Source organism: Streptomyces sp. NPDC037301 (assembly GCF_055602785.1).
On the sequence record NZ_JBVJWD010000048.1, the window covers coordinates 34,832 to 53,044 of the forward strand.

At 68.7% G+C, this 18,213-nt stretch carries 11 protein-coding genes and 6 pseudogenes; 6 read left to right on the plus strand and 11 right to left on the minus strand.

What is annotated here, in order from left to right; translation table 11 throughout:
• Positions 1-257: 257 nt before the first annotated feature.
• The 4 genes from ACZ7IB_RS40050 to ACZ7IB_RS40065 all read right to left on the minus strand — a co-directional run bounded on the left by ACZ7IB_RS40050 (position 258) and on the right by ACZ7IB_RS40065 (position 3,110).
• Positions 258-953: a hypothetical protein gene (locus ACZ7IB_RS40050; protein WP_470919556.1), complete on the minus strand. Its 696-nt coding sequence runs from the start codon at positions 951-953 to the stop codon at positions 258-260.
• Between the two features lie 239 nt (positions 954-1,192).
• A complete protein-coding gene (locus tag ACZ7IB_RS40055; protein WP_470919558.1) occupies positions 1,193-1,720 on the minus strand; it encodes a GNAT family N-acetyltransferase in 528 nt (175 codons plus the stop codon).
• 186 nt (positions 1,721-1,906) lie between these two features.
• Entirely contained in the window at positions 1,907-2,641 is a 735-nt protein-coding gene (locus ACZ7IB_RS40060) for a class I SAM-dependent methyltransferase (protein WP_470919559.1), read from the minus strand.
• A 34-nt stretch (positions 2,642-2,675) separates the two neighbouring features.
• Positions 2,676-3,110 (minus strand): zinc finger domain-containing protein, encoded by a 435-nt coding sequence (locus tag ACZ7IB_RS40065; RefSeq protein WP_470919561.1) that lies wholly within the window; start codon positions 3,108-3,110, stop codon positions 2,676-2,678.
• A gap of 659 nt (positions 3,111-3,769) precedes the next feature.
• Between ACZ7IB_RS40065 and ACZ7IB_RS40070 the strand changes: the two are divergent.
• A pseudogene (locus ACZ7IB_RS40070) lies at positions 3,770-3,952 on the plus strand (IS982 family transposase); the annotation flags it as partial.
• Positions 3,953-4,073: 121 nt separating this feature from the next.
• Here the strand turns inward: ACZ7IB_RS40070 and ACZ7IB_RS40075 are convergent.
• A complete protein-coding gene (locus ACZ7IB_RS40075; protein ID WP_470919562.1) occupies positions 4,074-8,303 on the minus strand; it encodes a S8 family serine peptidase in 4,230 nt (1,409 codons plus the stop codon).
• 91 nt (positions 8,304-8,394) lie between these two features.
• Here ACZ7IB_RS40075 and ACZ7IB_RS40080 point away from each other — a divergent pair, with 91 nt between their 5' ends.
• Positions 8,395-9,357 carry a helix-turn-helix domain-containing protein gene (locus ACZ7IB_RS40080; RefSeq protein ID WP_266366517.1) on the plus strand — a complete coding sequence of 321 codons (963 nt, stop codon included), beginning with the start codon at positions 8,395-8,397 and terminating at the stop codon, positions 9,355-9,357.
• Positions 9,358-10,061: 704 nt separating this feature from the next.
• Here the strand turns inward: ACZ7IB_RS40080 and ACZ7IB_RS40085 are convergent.
• Positions 10,062-10,539 (minus strand): annotated as a pseudogene (locus ACZ7IB_RS40085) (GNAT family N-acetyltransferase); the annotation flags it as partial.
• Positions 10,540-10,758: 219 nt separating this feature from the next.
• On the opposite strand from ACZ7IB_RS40085, the gene ACZ7IB_RS40090 reads away from it, so the two are divergent.
• Both ACZ7IB_RS40090 and ACZ7IB_RS40095 read left to right on the plus strand, forming a co-directional pair.
• Positions 10,759-11,340, plus strand: coding sequence for an AAA family ATPase (locus tag ACZ7IB_RS40090; RefSeq protein ID WP_470919564.1), 582 nt, complete (start codon positions 10,759-10,761; stop codon positions 11,338-11,340).
• A gap of 122 nt (positions 11,341-11,462) precedes the next feature.
• Complete coding sequence (locus tag ACZ7IB_RS40095) at positions 11,463-11,954, plus strand: transposase (protein ID WP_470919572.1); 492 nt, start codon at positions 11,463-11,465, stop codon at positions 11,952-11,954.
• On the opposite strand, the pseudogene ACZ7IB_RS40100 reads toward ACZ7IB_RS40095, so the two are convergent.
• From ACZ7IB_RS40100 to ACZ7IB_RS40110, 3 genes and pseudogenes are all read right to left on the minus strand, one after another.
• A pseudogene (locus tag ACZ7IB_RS40100) lies at positions 11,940-12,595 on the minus strand (IS630 family transposase); the annotation flags it as partial. The gene ACZ7IB_RS40095 and the pseudogene ACZ7IB_RS40100 overlap by 15 nt on opposite strands.
• A 35-nt stretch (positions 12,596-12,630) precedes the next feature.
• Positions 12,631-13,917 (minus strand): phosphatase PAP2 family protein, encoded by a 1,287-nt coding sequence (locus ACZ7IB_RS40105; RefSeq protein WP_470919566.1) that lies wholly within the window; start codon positions 13,915-13,917, stop codon positions 12,631-12,633.
• 451 nt (positions 13,918-14,368) lie between these two features.
• Positions 14,369-15,304 (minus strand): condensation domain-containing protein, encoded by a 936-nt coding sequence (locus ACZ7IB_RS40110; protein ID WP_470919568.1) that lies wholly within the window; start codon positions 15,302-15,304, stop codon positions 14,369-14,371.
• Positions 15,305-15,452: 148 nt separating this feature from the next.
• Between ACZ7IB_RS40110 and ACZ7IB_RS40115 the strand changes: the two are divergent.
• Both ACZ7IB_RS40115 and ACZ7IB_RS40120 read left to right on the plus strand, forming a co-directional pair.
• A pseudogene (locus tag ACZ7IB_RS40115) lies at positions 15,453-16,571 on the plus strand (ISL3 family transposase); the annotation flags it as partial.
• 184 nt (positions 16,572-16,755) lie between these two features.
• The gene (locus ACZ7IB_RS40120) at positions 16,756-17,418 is read left to right on the plus strand and encodes a DUF4232 domain-containing protein (RefSeq protein ID WP_470919570.1); all 663 of its coding nucleotides are present in this window, start codon (positions 16,756-16,758) and stop codon (positions 17,416-17,418) included.
• 108 nt (positions 17,419-17,526) lie between these two features.
• On the opposite strand, the pseudogene ACZ7IB_RS40125 reads toward ACZ7IB_RS40120, so the two are convergent.
• Together ACZ7IB_RS40125 and ACZ7IB_RS40130 are read right to left on the minus strand one after the other, a co-directional pair.
• Positions 17,527-17,676 (minus strand): annotated as a pseudogene (locus tag ACZ7IB_RS40125) (ATP-binding protein); the annotation flags it as partial.
• A pseudogene (locus ACZ7IB_RS40130) lies at positions 17,673-18,019 on the minus strand (hypothetical protein). The pseudogenes ACZ7IB_RS40125 and ACZ7IB_RS40130, both read right to left, overlap by 4 nt.
• Between the last annotated feature and the right edge of the window lie 194 nt (positions 18,020-18,213).

Here is an 18,213-nt window from a genome sequence, read left to right on the forward strand (position 1 = left end):
TCGAGAGCCGGACGGCTCCGGAGTCCGCACGTCCTCGCCGGCGCCCTGCACCGGCGTTTGGCGGTGAGGCCGTCCGCCCGGGCAACCCGCAGCCGTCGGGCGCCGATCAGCGGATACACAGCTCTCGGCCGGCAGTGCCGGCGTCCGTCTCGTCCGCACGCGCCGCCGCGAGCAGAGCGGCCGGCCCGGGCCGAGCCACCGAAGCCTCGTGGTGCACTTGCGTGCCCGGTCGGTTCAATGACCGGCCTGAGGCGGTGTCATGCGCCGGCGCCGTGGCGCGGCCTTGACAGTGGACGAATGCACTGCAGATCTCGTTCATAGACATCGCCCAGGACGTCGGTGACCTGGATTCTGATGTCGAGCACGGCCAGGCGCTCAAGAGCCTTCGAGCCCAGAGCCAGCAGTTCCACACCATCTCGGCCGACGTTCGTCATCGGTATGGCTGCACCGGAACCGAGGTGCAGGAGGAAGAAGTCCTGGTCCCGGTCGAGCCCGAGTGCCGCAAGCGAGTCGATGGCGTCGCGCCAGGACATCCAGCCGGAGGAGAAGGCAGCGCCGTCCGCGTATGGCCCGGATGCCCGGATCCGGTAGGTGACGGAGCGCACCACGGATCGTCCCCCGCCGGCATTGACGAGGGAGACCGTTCGCAGTGAGTCCGTCAGTTCGCGACTGCGTCCCGCGAACCCGGACCAACTCAATACGGGCTGCATGGTCTGAGACAGTTGGGACCGGGTCACAATGATGCCGGTCAGCAGAGCGACCACGGCTGCGCATGTGGACGTGTCGAGCACCGTGAGCCGCCACGGCCAGTCTCCGCGGACATGGCTACTCAGATTGGCCTTGACGATCTCCCAGGTCAGATCGACGAGGGCGAAAGAGAGCAACGCCCTCGGAAATCGCAGTGTCTTGCTGCTGGTCGAGACCTGCCGCTGAATCCACCGTGACTCTTCCACATGCTCTCCCAAGCCTTCGTACCCGCGTGGTCTCACCATGCAGCGCGTCGCGTCATGGGAGCAATAGCCTCAGGTCTGGCCGGCCCGCGGCTGACCGGCGACGCTGACCTGGTGCAGCGCGTATTCCACAACGTTCGACCTTCGCCGACCACTGACGCCGCGAGCGGCGCGGTCTGTGGGGGCGGCCTCCAGCGCGCCGTGGTCGTCCTCAGCGGGCTCGCCGCCCCGGCCGAGGTTGCTCAGTCCTGGCGGCCGACCCGCAGGGCCTTCTCAAGGAGCGTGAACGACTTGGGTGCACCGCCCGGCTGCGGCTTGCCCGCCTTGTGGCCGACGAGCCGGTAGCCGTCGTCCAAGTAGTAGGCGTTCAGGCGCGCATTGCCGGCCAGGCAGTCCAGACGTATGAACGCCCGCCCCGCCGCGGCCACGCGGTGCTCCGCAGCTCGCAGCAGCAGCCGCCCCGTCCCCGGCCGGGCGCTGCTGCGGTCCACCATCAGCCGGTGCACATAGCCGGCCACTGGCGGCTGCGGTCCCCAGGCGTCCTCGTCCGCCCACCACAGCTCCCAGGCGCCGGCCGCGCGGCCGGCGGCCTCGGCGAGCCAGACCTCGCCACTCGCCATGATCCGGCGGAAGTGGTCCTCGCCCAGCTCGCCGGGCTGCCACTGGCCGGTAATGCCCTGGGCGAGCATCCAGCGGGCAGCTTCGTCGCGCAGACGAACGAGAGTGGCGAGGTCGGCGTCGTCGGCGAGGCGGAAGTGCAGATCGTTCACGTCGCGATCCTCGCACGGGCGCTCGACGCTGTGCCTACCGACTGAACGGGGACGCCGACCGCCCACGCTCCTCCCTCCAGCCACAGTCCGGTGATGGTTTGCCAGGTGTGGCCAACCAGGAACCGGAATGGCTTTCCTGTGCCATCGAATGCTGAGCGCGTGCCATCGAAGACTGAGTGGCGTGGATCACTGAAGTGATGGACGTCGCGCGACGAAGACGAACTCCCGGCCTGGTCGGTCAGGCGCGTCGCGAACGTCCTCCACCGCATAGCCGTGCGCGACCAAGTCCCTCTCGACCTCCTGCCGCTCACGGAAGCGCAACGTCGAGTCCGACGTCAGCACCTGGCCGTCCGCAGCGAATACGTAAGTCCACCGGAACGCCACCAGCGGCCAACTCACGTCGATCAGCTGGACCCAGCTCTCGACGGCGCCGACGTTTGGAATCTCCGTCACGCTGTAGGAGCTCTCGCGGTTCCACTCCTCCCAAGCGCGCCTCGCCGGGTCCCGGGTCTCGAACACCAGGTGCCCGTCGGGCCACAGCGCTTCGTAGGCCCCCTGCAGCGTCTTCTGCCATGTCTGCGGATCAACGATGGCCTGGGCAACGTTCGCTGTCATCGTCGCGAGGTCAACCTGCAGAGGCGGGAGTGCCGTCGCATCACCGCAGATCCAGCGCGCTCGCTCACTGCCCGGTTTGGCCCGAGCGACATCGATGGACGCCCGGGCGGGATCGATGCCGACGACGTCGATCCCGCGATCAGCCAGTAGGAGGCCGAACACTCCTGTCCCGCAGCCGATGTCCAGCACTCGATGCGCCCTGAACTCCTCCGTCATCCGGACGTATGCATCGAGATCGCTGCGATCAGGGTCGAGCGGGTCGTAGATCGCGGCGAGTCGTGGATGCCCGAAGCACTCGTCAGTCATGCTGCCGAACGTATGCGGAGCTGGCCCCGGACAACTACCCAGTTTCTCGAGCGCTCGGGGGCGTTGGATGAAGACCTGGCGTCTCAGTCAACTCGCGGCACCTCGGCTGTGAACTTCCCTGCTTCACCTTCAGCGAGACGTGTCGTCGAGCCGGACGATGCCTCGCCCTGTCGATGATGAGGTCGTGCCATGCCTGAACGGCCGTCATGCCTGCTCGTAGTAGGTGGCAAGTTGGGAATAGCGCTCCTGCGACAGCACGAATTGGCGCACGGGTGTGCGGTCGGGGAAGTACCGACGTCGTGGCGGTCCAGTTCCGCGCGGAGCGAGGGGACGAGGACGAAGCGGGGGTGTGGTACTTCGTGGCGGTCTTCCCGCCCGGGGTGCGGCAGGCGCTGCCGGCAGGTGCGTCACAGTTCGGGCAGTCGTAATGTTCTACCGCCAATGCGGCCTGATCGGGCGTGAAATCCATGCCGGAAGCCTCTCGGAGCCCCGTCGAACAACATGCGGGTTTTGAGGGGACTTCTGCGAGCGGCCACCTGCGGAAACGGGTCGGCTCCCGGATCTCTCGCAGAACTCTCACAGATGGTCGTTTGCGAGAGGGCAGAAGCGGAATCGGCGCTATTGCCAACTGCTGCCCCGTTGGTCCCCATCCCGGACATGCGGATCAGAGGTCCCTCCTCCGTCAGCACCGCCTCGCCGATAAGCCGCAGGGCCGCATCCCCGTCGCCGCCGAGGCGCCGGGCGGCCCACGCCACTGTGTGATGGTTACCGGGGAAGTCGAGAACCGTGCACCTGCGTACGGCAGGCTCGGCAGACGCCGCAGCCGGTCCCATCGCCACCAGCGCATCGACTGCGTACAGCGAGTACCGGGCGTCGTCCAGCAGGGCCACCACCTTCGGCAGCGCGGGAGCTGCGGCCGGCCCCACGCTTTCAGGACGCGAAGGAAGGGGCAGGTCAGCGAGAAGCACACGCCGTCGTCCCGGAGCAGTTGCCGCACCGCGGGCAGCAGGACCTCCGCGTGCGCCCGCAGCGGGGTCAGGACGTCCTCGACCTCCGGCAGGTGCGGGTCGCCCATGGTGTACCCGCGGGAGTACCAGCCTCGGTACGGCGCGTACAGCCGGTCCCTTTGTGACACCGGACTTGGACTCCCTCGCCACCGCACTGTATGTGAGGACCGACGACCTGCTGAAGGACTCATCACATCAAGCACCGCGGACGCCTGCCGTAGGGATCGCCCCGCAGCTCGCCGAGGAGCTGGTCACATTGGCGATGATGCAGGCCATGCTCGGCTTCACCTCCGAGGCCAAATGGCCCGACACGCCCGCGCTGGGCGGCCCGGCCGTCGTGGTCGTTGCGCTGATCCACCGGCCGCGTCAACGCGTGGACCGGGCGCCCGGACAGAGGTTCCGTCCGGGCGCCCGGTCCGTAGTGATCAGTGGCGCAGGTCGAGACGGTGCACGCCGCCGTCGACGGTGCCGACGTAGAGCGTGCGGCCGTCGGGGCTCGCGGCCAGTTTGGTGGTGTCGGTGTTCTGCAGGCCGGTTGAGATGTTCTGCCAGCTCAGACCGTGGTCGGTGCTGCGCAGTACGCCGCGGCCGCCTTGCAGGAGGCCGCTGGCCCCGGACCTGGTGGTGGCCGCGTAGAGCGTGTCCTTGACCCGGAGCAGGTCGGAGACATGGATCGCGAGAGCGCCGGTGTCCGCGGTGCGGAAGGTCCGGCCGCCGTCGGTGCTGACGCGGACGCTCTCGCCGCCGACGACGAGTCGCCGTCCGTCGAGGTCGATCGCGCTCACCGGGCCGTCGGCGACTTTGGTGACGGTCACTCCGCCGTCGTCAGACCGGTAGAGACCGGCGGTGTTGCCGAGCCACAGGCGCAGCGGATTTGCGGGGTCGCCCGCGATGGTGTCGAAGGAGCGCTCGTGGTAGAGGTTCTTCCACGTCGCACCGCCGTCGCTGGTGGCGAACAGCCCCTGGCCCAGAAGGCTTCGGAAGCTGACCATGACCCGGTTCGGGTCGGCGGGGTGGACCAGGAGCGCCGTCGGCACCTCCGCCGAACTGCCCCTCTTCTCCCAGGTGGCACCGCCGTCGCCGCTGCGCTCGACGGTGAATGAGCCGAACGCGGTGCGCCGCACCTTCCAGATCACCTTCGGATCCTTGGCCGACACGGCAAGTTGCGGGACGGTGACGCCCCTTCTGCCCTCGCCGCCCGACTGGCCCCACTCCGGGCTCGCGACGGGAAGGGCGGTGCGGTAGACCGCGCTGTCGGTGGCGGCGAGCAGATGGCCGTCACTGACCGCGAGATCGTTCACGGTCAGTCCCTGGACGCCGATCCGCCGATATCCGGTGCCGTCCGCGGCACCTCGGTAGAGACCGTCCTGCTCGCTGGAGACGGTGACGGAACCGTCGGCCCAACGGTCGTAGTCCATCGGTAGCGCTGCGCGCGACGGCGCGGCGACCGTGGTCCACGTCCGACCGTGGTCGCGGCTGAGACGGCCGCTGCCGGACAGCGTGCTCAGGTACAGGTCGTCACCCGAGATGGTCAGGCGGAGGCCGCCGTCCGTCATGGACAGCAGGGTGGTCCAGGTCTTCCCGCCGTCACGGGAACCGACAACTCCCCGGCCCGGGACATACACCGCCACGACCGAGGAGTCGGCGGCCAGCCCGCCGACGCCCCCGCCGGACGGGGCGAAGAGCAGGCGTGCCTCGCCGGGGTTGCCCGAGCCGATGCCGGAGCGGGCCCAGACACCGTGATACGTCGTCATGTAGAGGGTGTCACCGGTGACGGCGGCGGCGGTGATGGCGCCGGTCACACCGGTCGGATACGTCGTCCAGTGGTCACCCGCGTCCGTGCTGACCAGCAGTGCGTCCGAGGTGACCGCGGCGAGGGTGCGGGTCCGTTCATCGGCGGCGAGCGCCGCGATGCGGGTGTCCGGGACGTCGAGCGTGCGCCAGGTCCGCCCGTTGTCATCGGTGCGCAGGATGGCGCCCCGGCGACTGCCGTCGTGAACGCTGTTCACGGCGTACCACCAGCGGTCGGGATTCTTCGCGTCCACCACGAGCGGACCCGTGCCGTCCGCGACGGGCAGTCGGCCCAACTGGCGCCAGGAGGCACCGTTGTCGGTGGTCAGCCAGGGAGCCGCCTTCTGGTACTGGGTGAGGACGGCCTGCTTCGGCCGGCTCGGCGAGAGGGCGACCGAACCGGCCTCGCTGTTGGGGCCGACCGGCTCCCAGCGGTCCCCGCGGCTGTCGACCGGGGTGACCTCGAAGGCGCCGGCTCCGGTGAGCCGCTGCCCGGTGCCGGCGGTGCCGTGTACCGAGACCCGGTAGGCGCCGGCCACGCTGCCGGTCACCTCGGCCCGGTAGTAGCCGCTGGCGGGATCGAGCGTGGAAGTGACGTCGACGGCCTTGCCGCGAGGCGGGGTGACGGTGACGACCGGCGGTGCGGCCAGCCGGGTCGGCGGGGCGATGTGCACGGTCGAGTGACCGTCGCTCGGGTCGGGTGCGGCCTGGACGGCCAGATACCGGACTGCGAGCAGGTAGGGCACCCCGATCGCCGGTCCCCGGTCGGGAGTCGCCGTGAGACGGCCGCTGATCTCGGTGTCGGCCCCTGGTCGGGCGACGCGCAGCGAGACCGTTACGGTCGCGGTCCCCCCGGCCGGTACGGTGACCCGCTTCGCCGAGACCGTGGCCGGACCGTCGGTCCGCAGCGAGGTCGCGACCGGCCGCTTGCCGGAGTTCCGCAGTGTCACCTTCGCGCTGCCGCCGACGTGACGCCGGGACAGATCGGCGAGTCCGAACGACACCGACGCCGGCGAGGCGCTGACCGTGGCCGAGGCGGCCGCGGCCACATCGAGCCGGCCCGAGCCCTGCGTCGTGGGCCCGCTGCCGCTCAGCGGCTTCGCGGTGCCGACCAACGCGGCCTTGATCTCGGCAGGCGCCCGGCCGGGATACAGCTGGCGCAGCAGGGCCGCGGCGCCGGCGACGTGCGGGGCTGCCATCGACGTGCCCGACATGCGGTACTGGCCGGGCCCGTACAGCGACTTGGGCACAGTGGAGCGGATCTCCACGCCCGGCGCGACCAGATCGGGCTTCAGACCGAAGCCCTGTGTGGGACCGCGTGAGGAGAACGAGGCGATCCGGTCGGTCGTGTCGGTGCCCCGCAGCGTCACCGAGACCTTCCCGGCGGAGAGCCGGGAGCTCAACTCCGTGTACTGGGTCGAGTCGATGCCCATGACCACCAGGTGGTCCATGCGCAGCGAGTCGCCGGAGGCATCGATCCGCGCGGGCGATGACGGCACCTGGGCCACTCCCGGCTCAGGGTTCACCTCCGGCGGCCGGACCTCTCCCGGTGCCCCGGCGACGAACACCGGGCCGTCGTTGGAGGGCAGGCCGGCCAGCACGGCGATCGCGCCGCGCTTCTCCGCCTCCTGCGCCCACTCCACGGCGCTCGCCGTCAGGTACCGGGCGTCGGAGGCGATGAGCATCTGCGCCCGTACGATCTTTCCGCGTACGTCGCCGACCCGCTTCCAGTCCTCGGCGGTGCCCTCGCCGACATCGACGAGCGGCGCCGTGACGGGGTGCTCCGGCGGGTTCGCGGACAGGATGCCGCGGTAGGTCTGGATCAACTCGGGTTTCCTGCCGGCCAGATAGGCGCTGGGCAGCCGCAGATTGCTTGTCGACGCGCCGACCGCGACCACGCCGTCGGCCGTTGCGGGACTGCTGACCGTACCCGTGCCCGGTCCGTCGTTGCCGGCCGCGGCGACCACGACCACACCGGCTTGTACAGCCGCGGTCGCGGCGCGGCCCAGCGGGTCGGTGCCGTCGTCGGGGCCGCCGAGGCTCATGTTGATGACATCGGCGCGGTGCGGGTTGGCCGGATCGGAGGCCGCCTCGATTCCGGCGATGATGTCCGACGTGTAGCCGGAGCCGTCGGCGTCCATCACCTTGTAGGCCAGCAGATTCGCGCCGGGAGCCACGCCGGTGACGCCGCCCTTCTCAGCCGCCTTGCCCGCGATGATGCCGGCGACGTGGGTGCCGTGGCCGTTGTCGTCCATCGGGTCCTCGTCACCGTTGACGAAGTCGTGCCCGCCTACGACCTTGTGCCCCTTGCCGAGTCCGCCGCCCAGGTCGGGGTGGGTGTAGTCCACGCCGCTGTCCAGGATCGCGACGGTGGTCCCCTTGCCGGTGACGCGGCTTCCGGCCGGGTCCTTGCGCTGCCAGACGCCGGGTGCGCCGATCAGCGGCACGCTCACGTCCGTCTTCGTCAGCACCCGGGTGTCGGGGCGGACGGCGGTGACGCCCGGCAGCGAGGACAGCCGCCCCACCTCGGACGCGGGCACCGTCATTGCCACGGCATCGATGAGCAGACCCAGTTTGCGGGTCGCCGAAGGGTGCAGCCCGGCGCTCTTCGCCGAGCCGAGGAACGTCTCCTGCCGCGCGTCGAGCGCGCGGCGGGCGGCGCCTACGCCGCGGGCGGCCTCGGCGGACAGCAGCGACCCACCGGGCGCGGCGGTGACCGCTGGGTTCCCGGACAGTTCGACGAGCACTCGTTGCGACGGGTCGGGCGTGGACGCGTTGGCGGCACCCGGTGTCGCCGCCAACGTGCCGGCGAGAACAACGGCGGCGAGGGCGGCATGACGCGATCTTCGTGACTTCATTGCCATGCGTAAAAGTCCTAGTGGTGAGGGCACTTGCCGCACAACTGATCTTCGTGGCCCATTGCTGCCGCTGGCACAATTGGGCCACCATCCGTCCATGACTCCCGAGACACCGCAACTCACGGCGGCAGGCATCGATCCGTTCGACGAGAGCGTCTACCGCGCCGTCCTGACCCGGCGGACGGCGGCGCCTGCCGAACTCACCGCGGATCTCGACTGTTCGGCCGAGCGCGTCGCCAGGGCGCTGGACCGGCTCCGCGACCACGGGCTGGTCGGCCGGCTCGCCGGCTCCCGCCGCCGGTACGCCGCGATCGAGCCGGGCGCCGCCGTCGAGGCGCTGGTGCGGGCCAGAAGCAATGAGCTGGAGCGGGTCCGTTCGGCGGCCGACGAGTTGTCCCGGCTGTTCGCCGCCGCGCGCACCGGCGCGACCTATGAGGACGAGGTGGAGATCACCACCGGCAGCGAGGCGCTCGGCCGCTGGTTCGTCCGCCTTCAGCAGGAGGCCCACGAAGACGTGATGACCCTGGATCGGCCGCCGTACGCCCTGACCACCTCCAACCCGGTGGAGGCGACGGCGCTCGGCCGCGGCGTACGGTACCGCGCGGTCTACGCCCCCGAGGCCCTGGAATGGCCGGGCGTCCTCGACGACATTCGCGAGCTGGTCCGGCACGGCGAACAGGCCCGCGTCCTGCCCGGCCTGGGCATCAAACTCGCCATCGCCGACCGCAAGCTCGCCCTGATGCCGCTCTCCCTCGACCTCAACGACGTCCGCGCCGCGGTGATCCGCCCGTCCACTCTGCTCGATGCCCTCACCGGCTACTGGGAAATGTGCTGGAAGCAGGCCCTGCCCCTCAACGCCCCCGCCGAGGATCCCCTCGGCGAGGAGGACCGACTCGTCCTCACCCTCCTGGTCAGCGGCCTCAAGGACGAGGCGATAGCCCGCCAGCTCGGCTGGTCCGTCCGTACCATGCGCCGCCGCATCAGCCGCCTGCACGACCTCCTCGGCGCCGCCAACCGCTTCCAGGCCGGAGTGATCGCGGCCCGCCGCGGCTGGTTGTGAGACAGCACGCCGGCAGCAGGTGGGGCGGCAATGAGTGGATGTGGTCTCGGCGTGCGTTCCATGCCTGCACAATTCGCGCAGGACGGCGGCCACCAGGTGGGCCTCGTCCGCCTCGAGCGCTGACCGCTGGAGCACACCCTGCGCACATTTGGCTCTCCTTCGCAGACCCCACGCTCGTTTCCATCGCGCGGGTACTGCGCACCCGGAGCCTCCGGGTCAAGGTCAGCGAGATGTCAGGAGTCGTACTCGCTCGGGGCATCGTTCGCCTGACGTACTTCGCCGACGACAGATGGCACCGAGCATGGCGGAGCTCCTTGTGACGTCTGACAGACAGGGGATGGCGCATAAACTACCACCAGGGCACTTTGGAGAGCTGAGTGACGGGCGACCCGCCACCCGCGGACCACTACGCACAGTCAACAAAGCACCTCTGCTCGGCTCCGCCCTACCCTGGACGCGAGCATCCTGTGGCTCGGCGCAGAGTCAGGACTGGAGCGCCGGCCACTTCGCCAGGATCAGCCATGGGTTTCCCGGCCAGAGGTCATTCGTCTCCTCCAGTGAGAGGAGGCCAACGGACCGGTAGAACGCTCTGGTTCACGCGTAGCCGCGATCCGGGTGCGCCGCTCCCGGCGTCTTGACCTGGAGCGACCGGTAGCCGACCGCTGCCGCGTCCGTCGACGGAGCTGGCCGAACCTAGGAGAGGTCCTGCGCATCAAGGTGCACATCGTTTCGTAGCAGCATGACGACCCATCTGGGGCTTGCTCGTTCGACGAGTCCGGCTGACGGTCGAAGGTGACATAGCCCAGTCGTTCGTAGAGCGCCCGAGCCCCGGGGGTTGTTCTCCTCCACGCCGAGCTCGGCCTGCCACAGACCGCGGTTCCTGATGCGTTGCTCCGCTGCGTCGACAAGGAACGTGCCGATCCCGCAGGACTGCAATGCGGGATGGACTGCAGGCTGCCACAGAGTGCCGACACCCTCCTTGACGCGGTAGTCGATCCCACCCTTCGCCACGGGAATTCCGGTTGCAGAGCAAACCGCAAGCCAGACGACCTCTCCGAGCCGGGCGCGCTCCAACTGCTCCGCGACGCTGGCCAAGTGCTGTTCAGACCGTGACCACCCGCACGACGTCAGGTCCGCATGCACCAGATCGCGCGCAGACACTTTCATTACGAGAACGAACATCCTCACCGCCTCAGGCCAGCCGGCATCCAGGCCGGTCACCAGGGAACCAATGCCATTTCTCATCTGCGCTCCTGGATGGTCACGATGCCAGGCCCAATGGCATACACAGCCCTCGGCTGCTGGGCGTGTGTCGAAAGTGGATCAAGTGGTCGCCGGCTCAGCGGATGATGGGGCAACGCGTACTCTCAGGGACCTGATCGCTGCGCTTGGAGAATTCGTATGAGCTTGAATCCGGTACCCATCGACCGTGAGTCGGCCGCCGGTGCTGTCCTGCTGACCGGCATCCCCGGGAGTGGGAAGTCCACGGTGGCTGCTGCGCTGGCCGGCCGGCTCCGGATGTCGGCCCATATTGAGGTGGACGCACTCCAGCAGATGATCGTCAGCGGTGGGCAATGGCCCTCATCGGCTGAAAACGCGGAAGCCGACCGGCAAATCTTCCTGCGGGCTCGCAACGCGTGCCTTCTGGCGGACAGCTTCGCGCGGGCCAGTTTCATCCCCGTGCTCGATGATGTCGTGGTCCGCCATGCCCACCTTGACTTCTACCGCACGACGCTGGCGGCAGTGCCGCTCCATATCGTCATCCTGGCTCCCGGCCCGGTGGTCGCGTGGCAGCGCAACCAGGCGCGGGCGAAGGTCTTGACCATGGACTGGTCGCCCCTGGATGAGGCGATGCGCTCCGAGCTCGGGCAGCAGGGAACCTGGATCGACAACACTACGCTGACGGTTGAAGAGACAGTCGAGGCGATCCTGTCCGTGACCGGTCTGGCGTCCGTCCCCGAAGTCGATCAACCTCTGCGGTGATCGCCAAGCAGTGCGTGGAGATCTGACGGGCATCCAGTGGGCCCGGTTGGCGCCGTTGTTGCCCGGGGGCAAGAAGCTGGGACGTTCTACTGATATGGACGAGGCGGCAGCTGATCGACGGCATACGGTTTCGGACCCGCACTGGCGTCCCGTGGCGGGACGTCCCGGAGCGGTACGGCCCCTGGGGCCGGGTGTACGACTTGTTCCGCCGGTGGCAACGGGACGGCATCTGGCAGAGGATCTTCATCGAACTGCAGGCCCGGGCGGATGCCAAGGAACTCATCAGCTTGGACATCAACGTCGACTCCACCGTGTGCCGAGGCTCACCAGCACGCCGCCGGAGCGCGGAAAAAGGGGATCTTCAGAAGGAGCCGCCCGGCGGCGTCGGCACCGAGCCGGACGACCGCGGCCTCGGACGCTCTCGTGGTGCCCTGACGACCAAGCTGCTTCTGGCCGTTGAGCAAGGCCAGAAGCCGATGTCGATCGTGATCACTGCCGGGCAGCGGGGGACTCTCCACGGTTCGAACCCGTCCTGCAGAGGATCCGCGTCTCCCGTCCCGGTCCGGGCAGGCCGCGTACCCGTCCGGACCGGGGCCGCGTGCGGCGAACAGTGAGGTGGTGCCGGCGCGAACGTAGTCGTGGGTGGCCCACGCGGGAACCCCGGGCATCATCGGCAGCACGGGCTGGGACCGGTCAAGGGGTTGGATCTGCGACTTCTCATCCACGCATAACACCAAGGCCCGTTCGGGCGGGTCCAGGTAGAGGCCGACGACATCGTGGACCTTGTCGACGAAGTACGGATCGGTCGACAGCTTGAACGTCTCCGAGCGGTGCGGCTGCAGGCCGAACGCCCGCCAGATCCGTGACACCGACGACTGCGACAGGCCTATCTCCTTGGCCATCGACCGTGTCGACCAGTGTGTTGCGTTCGCCGGAGTGGATTCCAGTGTCCTGGTGACCACCGCCGTGACCTGCTCGTCCGTCACCGTCCTGGGGCCACCCGGACGCGGCATGTCACCCAGACCGGCGATCCGGTACTGCACGAACCGGACCCGTCAACGGCCCACCGCCTGTGGTGTGGAGCCGGGTTGAGCAGCCACGTCCTTGTTCGAGGCACCCTCGGCGCAAGCCAGGATGATCCGGCATCTCAGCGCCCACGCTGTGGCGTGGAACGATGCCGCACCCACTCCTCAAGTGCGGCCCGCTCCTCGTCCGGCGACGTCAACTCGGCCTTCGGCCGCCCCATCCGCGCCATGGAGCAAGCCTACAGATATGCACGGAATTCCCGACTCAGGACACTAGCTCGGGTTGCGGTTCCGGTTGCCGCGCTGGTGCGGCCTCCGTTTCCCACAGTTCGATGGTCCGTACGTAGCAGTAAACCACTGAGGTCATCGCCAGGATGAGAAGTGGTCCAAACACCCACGGATGTTTGGCCATCTCCATCGGCAGATAGCGATACGACACCAAGAGCGCAGCGAAGACCGTTGCACCGTAGGTGACCAGCTGGATTCCTGACCGGTCCCAGCCACGTTCGAGCGAGCGCAGAGCTGCCTCGATCGTGAGCGTAAACACCACGCCGGCAACGATATCCGCGCCGTAGTGGTAGCCGAAGCCCAGCGTTGCGCCGAGCGTAGCAATCAGCCAGAACGCGCCTGCGAATTGCAGAATCCGTGGGCCCTTGCGGGAATGAATGAATATCGCGGTAGCCCACGCTGTGTGCAGGCTGGGCATGCAGTTGCGTGGGGTGATCTCGTCGAATGGCATCTGATGCGGGACATTGACCGGCGGCGGCGTGTCCGGCCACAGGTTGGCCACCGCCCAGTGTCCGCCGTCGGCGCCGTAGGCGAAGATCGGTCCGACCACCGGGAAGATCATGTAGATGCCGGGCCCGAGGAGGCCGATGGCCAGGAAGGTGCGTATCAGATGATGGCTCGGGAAGCGGCGCTCGACCGCCACGTTACGCAGCTGGTACAGCGCGACGATGACCGCGGCCACCGCAAGCTGAGTGTAGACGTAGTCGAGAAAATGGGCGCCGACCGAGCCGGTGGCCGCGACAATCCGGCCTACCAGCCACGACGGGTTGCCCAGCGCGTGATCGGCGGTTGCCACGTACTGGTCGAGCACCGCCGGGCGGGTCTTCGACGTGATGAGTAGCCAGGTATCGCCAGTCTTGCGGCCGGCCACCAGCAGCAGGCCCAGCCCGACGCCCTTCAGCAGCAGGACACGTTCCCGGCCTGTGCGGCGCGTGATAGCGATGACCGCATAGCCCAAAATCACCCACAACGCGCCGTTGCCGAAGGGGTGGCCGTCGGTCACCTTGGCGTCGGCCGCCCACCGCACCAGCAAGAAGATGACGTCGATGCCGATCGCGGCGCCGGCCGCGATGAACCGTTGCCGCCAGGTGAGCACCACCATCATCAACGCCATGCTGGCGTACAGGAGGAAACCTGATTTGGGGGCGAATACCACCTCTTGCACCTGGGTGGTGATCGGCCCCGGCAGACCGTAGCGACGTGCGGCGATCTCCAGCGCGATGAGGAATCCGAGGGCCGCGATACCCGCCGTGGCCCACAGCATCGCCCGCGGTTGACGCCACGCGGCGAACGTAATTCTGTAGTTTCTTCGCGAAAACGCCCGCGATATTATAGATATCAATTGTTTGGCCGATTTGTTAGATTTTGGTTGCATGAGTCACTCTTTGTGCCGGATAGCATGGCTTTCCGGCGAAGGACGGGCGATGAGGGTGCTCGTCGCGAGTTCGAACATGCTATCGGGGTGGTGCGGGTGGGTTCGCAGGTTACGGGTGGTGCGAAGGTCAGTCGACCCTGGCTCGATGGTCCAGCGTCTCGCGAATGGCCATGAAACCCTCGATGCCTGGCGGGCATCGAGGGCGGCACGGGTTACCCGGTGGCTCTGAAGCGTGTGCAGAAGGCCGTGAACTGGCAGCCTGGGCGGGCGTGTTGGCACACCGCCAACACCCCGAATACAGCGATTAGTTCTCTCTTGGTGGCGAAGCCTGGGACAACGGTCACGTCGACTGGGACCGTCGGCATGTTCGCCCTCGGCCAGAACGCCCATCTGTCCGGCCCCGACGGGCAGCGAAAGCCGAGAATGTCTGGTCCCCGACGGGACGCACGCGGACCGGGACCATCGTGACGAACAGCCCGACGAGGTCCTGGACCGCCCTGTCCGACCGCCGGTCGACGGGCACCCCGATGACGACGTCTGCCCCGGCTGCGGCGTCGAGGCGAGCGAGGACGCCGGCCCACACGGCGAAGAGAACCATGAACGGTGTCGCGTACACCTCGGCCGCAACCGCGCGCAGCCGGTCCGTCAGCTCTGCGGCGAGGTCGACGGTGGTCTCGGCGGCGATGCCCCACTCGTTCGTCGACGGGAGCAGCAGCCCTGGGTCGATGCCGCTCCGAACACCTTTGAGGTGGGCGGCCCAGTGGGCGCGCGAGACCTCCAGGTCTCCCGCGGCGATCAGCTTCTGCTGCCACAGTGCGGCATCGGCGTACTGCACCTCCAGGGGCGGAGGCTTTTCGCTGGTGTCGTCTCCGGTCCGGCGTCGGTAGGCACGGTCGAGGTCGCGCAGCAGCACCGCGCTCGAGGCGGCGTCGGACACCAGGTGGTGAGTGCCTATGACGAGGATCGTCTCGTCGTCGGACACCCGGACAATTCCGCACCGCGTCGGCGGCGAGGCCGTGAGCTCGTACGGGTCGAGCTGGTAGCGATCGACGATGGACCGTGCACGCGCGGCGGGGTCGTCCTCGGCGCTCACGTCGTGAATGGTGACGCGGACGGCAGCTGATTCGTGCACCGCCTGGTGCGGTTCACCATCTTCCCCCGCTGGAAAGCTCGTCCGGAGGACCTCGTGGTGCTCCGGCCCTTCCCTGCGACGCTTCCCCGCGTCACCCCACGCCCTCTGGTCCAAGCCGCGGCCGCTGCCGAAGCCGCCAGCCATCGGCCTGCTGCACCGCCGGAGGAGTCTGTAAAGTTAACGGCCCTGTCTCACATTCGGTGGTGACACTGAGTGGCGTCGGTGTCGTTGACATTACGTGCGAGATGTCAACGAGGTTGTGGACGTGGTGTTTTCGGGGCTGTCCCCGCTGGTCGTCGAAGAGGTGGTCGACAAGGGGCAGCGGATCCTGGTGCGTCACACCGCCCTGCGCACCCTGCCGCGTCCGAGGGCGCCCCGAGTGACCGGTATCGACACCTTCGCCCTGCGTCGGCGTCACCGCTGTGCCGCTGTGTCGCTGTCGTGATCGATGCCGGGACCCACGAGAGGATCGGCGTCCTGCCCGACCGGAAGTCGAAGGCGCTCGAAGTATGGCTGCGCGACCACCCCGGCATCGAGACCGTGTGCCGCGACGTATCCGCATTGTCTGCCGAGGCGATCCGCCGCGCCCTGCCCGAGGCTACGCAGGTCAGCGACCGCTGGCATGTGTGGAACGGCCTGGCACGGGCGGTGGAGAAGGCGATAGCGGCCCACAGCGGCTGCTGGGCGAAAGCCGGCCCGAAGCGGCAGACACTGACCCGCGAGCGCACCACCCTGGAACGCAGGCATGCCGTCCACGACCTGATCGACAACGGTGTCGGCCTCCTCGACTGCGCACGACGGCTCAACCTGGCGCTCAACACGGTCAAACGCTACGCTCGCGCGCCCGAGCCTGACCGGCTGCGTCGCCCGCCCCAGTGCCGGACCTGCCTGGTCGACCCCCACCGCGAGCACCTGCGCCGACGCCGTACTCGAGGAGTCCGGGGTCCCGGTCAAGCACCTCTTCGAGGAGATCCGTGCTCTCGGCTGCACCGGCAGTCTCAACCTCCTGCACAAGTATCTCAACCAGGGCTGCCACGAGAGCGACCGGATCACGCCCTCCCCGCGCCGCCTCACCTCCTGGATCACGACCCGGCCCGGGAACCTGTCCGACAAACGGCGTGAGCATCTGGGTGAACTCATCGCGGCCTGCCCCGAGATGACCGACCTGGCCCGACTCGTGCACGACTTCGCCCAGCTCATGGGCGAGCGCCGCGGAGGCGACGTCGACGCCTGGATCGCCGACGTCCGGAAGGCCCAGCCACCCGAGCCGGCGCCCTTCCTCACCGGCTTCGAGCAGGACCACGACGCGGCCGTGGCGGGGCTCACGCTTCCGTACAACAACGGTCCGACCGAGGGTGTGAACGCCAAAACGAAGCTGATCGCGAGGCAGCAGGGGTGCGGGAGGGGCGGTGCGGGCCGGGTGTGCCCGGTGGTGGTGCGCGTTGTGCCTGGCTGTGCGTGTAACAGGGATGTATTAGGGGGTGCTTGGGCGGAATGGTTCGCCGGGCCGGGCGGGTCTTGGTGATCAGAAACGCTCGCTCGTACCGACTCGTACCGAGCAGCCGGCACCCCCAACCGATACTGAGGAAGAAACGATGCGCGTTCACAAGCTCACCTTCGCCGCCCTGGCCGTTGCCGCGGGTCTCTCGCTCACGGCCTGCCAGAACGACGATGACGGCATGGGACAGAGCGACCCGTCGTCCGCGTCCGCTGTGTCTTCCTCGGGCGGCGGTTCGGGCTCGGGCGGTTCGGATCAGGGCGGCGGGAAGGACTCCGCCGGGAAGAGCTCCGGCGGACAGGGCGCGGCCGCCGGGACCGGCTCCAGCGAGAACGGCAAGGTCGGCAAGTGCCGCACCGACGAGCTGGAGATCACGGCGACGGACAACACCATCGACGGCGACCCCGATGGGACCGTCGCGGTGGAGCTGAAGAACGGCGGCGGCCGGGACTGCGTGCTCTCCGGGTACGCGGGCGTCGACCTGAAGACCAGCTCGGGGTCGCTGTCCGCGAAGCGCACGGGTGAGAAGGCCACCCCGATGACCCTCAAGGACGGGAAGTCGGTGTACTTCGGCATCAACTACCCGATCAACACGTCGGGCGGCTCCGGCGTCCGCGTCACGGGGCTGGTGGTGACCCCGCCGGACGAGACGAAGTCGGTCACCCTCGACTGGCCGGGCGCCGACACGCTGCCCGTCACGGATGGTGCCGGCTCCGTGGTGAAGGTCGGCCCGGTCGGGAGCGCCGGGCAGGGCGGCTGACCCGCACGTCCCAGGGTGCTCAGGCCGCACCGCGCCGCTGCCCGAGCACCCGCCAGTGCGGAATGCAAAGCCCCCTCCAACCCCCAACACGCTGAACTTGACAGAGAAGTCGTCGCTGACCGCGCCGCGCAGGGCGTCCAGGGACTGGACCTGCGAGGCGGGCCAGGTTCCGGCCAGCGTGCTCTTCCCGGCACCGGATGCGCGGATGAGGACCACGAGGCAGCGTTCCGGCAACTGGGGGTGGGTCGGCAGGGTCATTCGGGATCTCCTTGCGGGTCCAGGGCGCGGGCAGCCCAGGTCAGGCGAGGCCCGGCGTTGTCGGTGAGCAGGGCGGCGGCCTCGTGCAGCGGCAGGAGGCGTCGCCGTCGCGGTCGGGCTCGATCTGCTCAGCCCGTCGCGCGGCGGTGGTGACCAGCTGCGCCAGGGCCGGAAGGAGGCCGCCGGGCACGTCGATGTCCTACTGGAGCTCGCGCAGGATCGCGGCGAGCTCCGCCTGGTCGACGTCGTCGGTCAGGTCGTCCGCGATCTGCTGGAGGGCGAGTTGGGCGATGCCGACCGAGGCGCGGACACGGTCCAGGGGCGTGCGGGGCCGACCGGTCACCGGGTCGTGGCCTTGGTGGTGGCGATGAGCGCGGCGACCGTCTCCCAGGCGTGGTGCCAGGCGGAGTCCAGGTGGAAGGCACCTTCTCTGAACTAGTACTCCAGCCGGACTTCTTCATTCGTGCTGGTCAACGGCTTGGGAGTGGAGAGTGTAGCGGGCTGGAGTGGGGGTGGGGCGGTCCTTGCTGGGCCGTC

Coding starts and splice junctions, on each gene's coding strand:
- ACZ7IB_RS40105 (WP_470919566.1), bottom strand. CDS start 13,917: ATGCTGTGGGCCACGGCGGGTATCGCGGCCCTCGGATTCCTCATCGCG.
- ACZ7IB_RS40060 (WP_470919559.1), bottom strand. CDS start 2,641: ATGACTGACGAGTGCTTCGGGCATCCACGACTCGCCGCGATCTACGAC.
- ACZ7IB_RS40110 (WP_470919568.1), bottom strand. CDS start 15,304: ATGGCTGGCGGCTTCGGCAGCGGCCGCGGCTTGGACCAGAGGGCGTGG.
- ACZ7IB_RS40120 (WP_470919570.1), top strand. CDS start 16,756: ATGCGCGTTCACAAGCTCACCTTCGCCGCCCTGGCCGTTGCCGCGGGT.
- ACZ7IB_RS40065 (WP_470919561.1), bottom strand. CDS start 3,110: ATGGATTTCACGCCCGATCAGGCCGCATTGGCGGTAGAACATTACGAC.
- ACZ7IB_RS40090 (WP_470919564.1), top strand. CDS start 10,759: ATGAGCTTGAATCCGGTACCCATCGACCGTGAGTCGGCCGCCGGTGCT.
- ACZ7IB_RS40080 (WP_266366517.1), top strand. CDS start 8,395: ATGACTCCCGAGACACCGCAACTCACGGCGGCAGGCATCGATCCGTTC.
- ACZ7IB_RS40075 (WP_470919562.1), bottom strand. CDS start 8,303: ATGGCAATGAAGTCACGAAGATCGCGTCATGCCGCCCTCGCCGCCGTT.